Source organism: Streptomyces chilikensis (assembly GCF_001642695.1).
Classification (GTDB): Bacteria; Actinomycetota; Actinomycetes; order Streptomycetales; family Streptomycetaceae; genus Streptomyces; species Streptomyces chilikensis.
Map to the genome: position 1 here is coordinate 89,532 of NZ_LWCC02000095.1, position 2,946 is coordinate 92,477.

At 69.0% G+C, this 2,946-nt stretch carries 3 protein-coding genes and 1 pseudogene; 1 reads left to right on the top strand and 3 read right to left on the bottom strand.

What is annotated here, in order from left to right; genetic code table 11:
• Nucleotides 1-31 precede the first annotated feature (31 nt).
• From A2U95_RS24125 to A2U95_RS24135, 3 genes are all read right to left on the bottom strand, one after another.
• Nucleotides 32-1,129, bottom strand: coding sequence for a fatty acid desaturase family protein (locus tag A2U95_RS24125; protein ID WP_166026694.1), 1,098 nt, complete (start codon nucleotides 1,127-1,129; stop codon nucleotides 32-34).
• A 286-nt stretch (nucleotides 1,130-1,415) separates the two neighbouring features.
• On the bottom strand, nucleotides 1,416-1,610 hold the full coding sequence (locus A2U95_RS24130) for a hypothetical protein (RefSeq protein WP_166026601.1): 195 nt from the start codon (nucleotides 1,608-1,610) through the stop codon (nucleotides 1,416-1,418).
• Between the two features lie 46 nt (nucleotides 1,611-1,656).
• On the bottom strand, nucleotides 1,657-2,652 hold the full coding sequence (locus A2U95_RS24135) for a DUF2156 domain-containing protein (RefSeq protein WP_166026696.1): 996 nt from the start codon (nucleotides 2,650-2,652) through the stop codon (nucleotides 1,657-1,659).
• 176 nt (nucleotides 2,653-2,828) lie between these two features.
• On the opposite strand from A2U95_RS24135, the pseudogene A2U95_RS24140 reads away from it, so the two are divergent.
• A pseudogene (locus A2U95_RS24140) lies at nucleotides 2,829-2,920 on the top strand.
• Nucleotides 2,921-2,946 lie beyond the last annotated feature (26 nt).

Sequence of the window (2,946 nt, forward strand, 5' to 3'; positions counted from 1 at the left end):
GGCGGTGACGGCGGTGACGCGCGGGAGCCCGTCAGGCGGCCTGGCCCGCGTTCCGCCGGATCTGCTCCTCGACGTCGCCGCGTCGCACCGGTGCGCTGACCTCGTGCAGGAACGAGGCGACCTCGCGGTACGAGGCCCAGAACCCCACCTCGTGGTAGGGCACACCGCGCTCGGCGCAGTACTCCCGGGTCAGCTCACGGGCGCGGGCCAGGTTCTTCTGCGGCATGGCCGGGAACAGGTGGTGCTCGACCTGGTAGTTGAGCCCGCCGTAGAGGAAGTCGACCAGCAGGGACGGGCGGATGTTGCGGGAGGTGAGGACCTGGCGCTCCAGCCAGTCCAGGGTCTCCTCCTCACCGTCGCGGATCGCCATGCCCTTGTGGTTGGGGGCGAAGATCATGCCGAAGTAGAGCCCCAGGACCGCCTGCTGGACCAGGACGAAGGCGACCGCGAGGACGGGCGAGAGGACGGTGAACACCAGCGTCAGGTAGATGGCCGCCCGCGCGACGAGCAGGAACGTCTCCAGCACGGGGCGCTTGGTCTTGCCCTGGGCGATGGACAGGACGGCCGTCTTCAGCATCTTGAAGGACTCCAGGACCAGCAGCACGAAGAACAGCACGCTCTGGTAGCGCACCACGAACTTCTGCGTGCCGCGCCGGGTGGGGTACTGCTTGATGTCGAAGATGGCGGTGCGCCGGCCGATGTCCGGGTCCATGTCCAGGTGGTTGGGGTTGCTGTGGTGCCGGTTGTGGTGGTTGACCCACCAGCCGAAGCTGACCCCGTTGACCAGGTTGGCGTGGATGTAGCCGATGGCGGAGGCGGCCTTCTTGCTGCGGAACATGGCCTTGTGGCCCGCGTCGTGCCACATGAAGGCGGACTGGCCGCCGCACAGACCCATCCACAGCGCCACCGTCAGCTGCCACCACGAGTCGCCGAGCGCGAAGAACGCGGCGAACCCGAGCAGGATGAGTGTGGTGTTCAGCGCCAGGCGGCCTATGTAGTACCGCGGATCGAGGTCGAGGAGACCCTCCGCCTTGACGCGCTTGAGGAGTTCGGCGAACGTGGCCGAAGCGCCGCCGCGCTGCTTGGGAGCGGTGACGGCCTCGGCTTCTTGGACGTGCGGACGCTGCATGCGTTGCTCTCCTTGGGAGATGTGCCCGAAGCGGGCGGCGGCGCCGCTGCCCTGTGGGACGTGGCTGCGCCGGGGTTCGACAGTGCTTCCGTGGGCAGTGACGGAAGGTGGGCGCCGCCCGCCCGTCGGCCGGGACCGCTGGAACAGTGCGGTACTCCGGGCCCGGGCCGCCGGGCGAACGTGTGTCCAGCGTTCCGTGCTCCGCTGATGTGTCACTGATACCGGGCTGATCGGCCCGGCTGCGGGAGAGGTGGTCCTCCGGGCACCCGGGCCTCGTTCCCTCCGCTCAGGCCGCGGCGGAACCGGCCTCGCGGAGCCGGGCGTCGAGCTGCCGGACGACGTCGTCCGCGGCACGGGCGACGTCCTTGTCGTCGGGGGCTCCGATGACGGCCATGAGCTGGCCGACCATGGCCTGCTGGAGGGCTTCGACGGACGTGGCCCCGGTGGTGCCGGTGGTCGTGGTCCCGTTGCTGTCACTCACTGTTCCGGTTCTCCTCGTCGTGTGGTGGCGGTGTGCCGGGGGTGCGTCAGAAGGCGTTGCAGGCGCGGAAGACGTGCGCGAAGCCGGCGAGCGAGGCGGTCGGCCGGTCGAAGGCGACGTACTCCGGGATGAGTTCGTCGGGGGCCCACTTCTGCTTGTACGAGAGCTGGGTCTGCGCGGGGTAGAGAGCGGCTCCCTCGGCCCAGAGCGCGTGCATCAGCCACTGGAACGCCGGGCTGTGGCCCTCGAGTTCGTGGCTCGCGTCGAGTCCGGTGAACGGCGTGAAGCCGAAGTGCAGCCACTCCACGCCCTCGGTGCGGAAGACCTCGATGGCGTGGGCGTTGATGGCCTCCATCAGCCCCGGAGAACCCTCGGGCACGCGCCGGCTCAGGTCGTGCATCCAGCCGGCCCGCTCGCCGTACACGGGCGAGTAGGAGATGTACGCCACCGGGGCGTCGTCGATGGTGCCGGCGAACAGCCGGCGGTGCGCCTGCGGTTCGCCGCCGATCTGGCCCACGAGGAACTCGAGCTGGTGGGCGCCGCCCTTGGAGCCGAGCCACGCCTCGTCGATCGTCGCTATCGCGCCCCGCCACTCCTCGGCGGTGACCTCCTTGATCACGAGGCCGTTGCGGTGCGCGCGGGAGATCTTGTTGCGCAGCTGCATGAAGCGGGTGCCGCGCAGCGAGAACTCCGGCAGCCTCACGGCCCAGGAGGCGCCCACCTGGTTGACGGTGAAACCGCGCCGGGCGTAGCGCTCGGCGTCGGCGCGCTGGAGTTGCACGCCGACCAGCTCCAGCCCCTCGTCCTTCACGTACCGGCGGAAGCCGTCGAGGAGTGTGTCGTAGTCGTCGGGGGCGGCGAAGGGACCGCCGAACTGCACCGCGTATCCGCCGGTTCGGCGGTAGACGACGACGCCGTCGGCGCCGGGGAGGGTGAAGGTGCTGTTGCCGCTGTTGAGCGCCAGGAACGCGCTGGCGTTCTCGCTCCAGGTGTGCGTCCGGATCGCCTCGAGAACCGAGGTGTCCGCAGTGGTCGCGGGCATGCCCGTACCCCTTTCGAAAGGTTTTCCTTTTGGTGCGAGTAGAGCACCGACGCCGCACCGAGGGGAAGACCGGAAAGGAATTCACCGACCACGTCAGGAGGATGTCAGCGTTTTATCAGACCCCTCTGCCAATGTTGTTCTCGTGAACGGCACGGGAAACCGGAAGCCGGGAACGAGGAGAGGTGCCCGGAGCGGCTTATCGGGGACCAGAGGAACACCTTCAGGTCGGGCCTAAAAACCCACGCAGGTTCGAATCCTGCCCTCTCCGCGACACGGCCGGCACACCACCGGCCC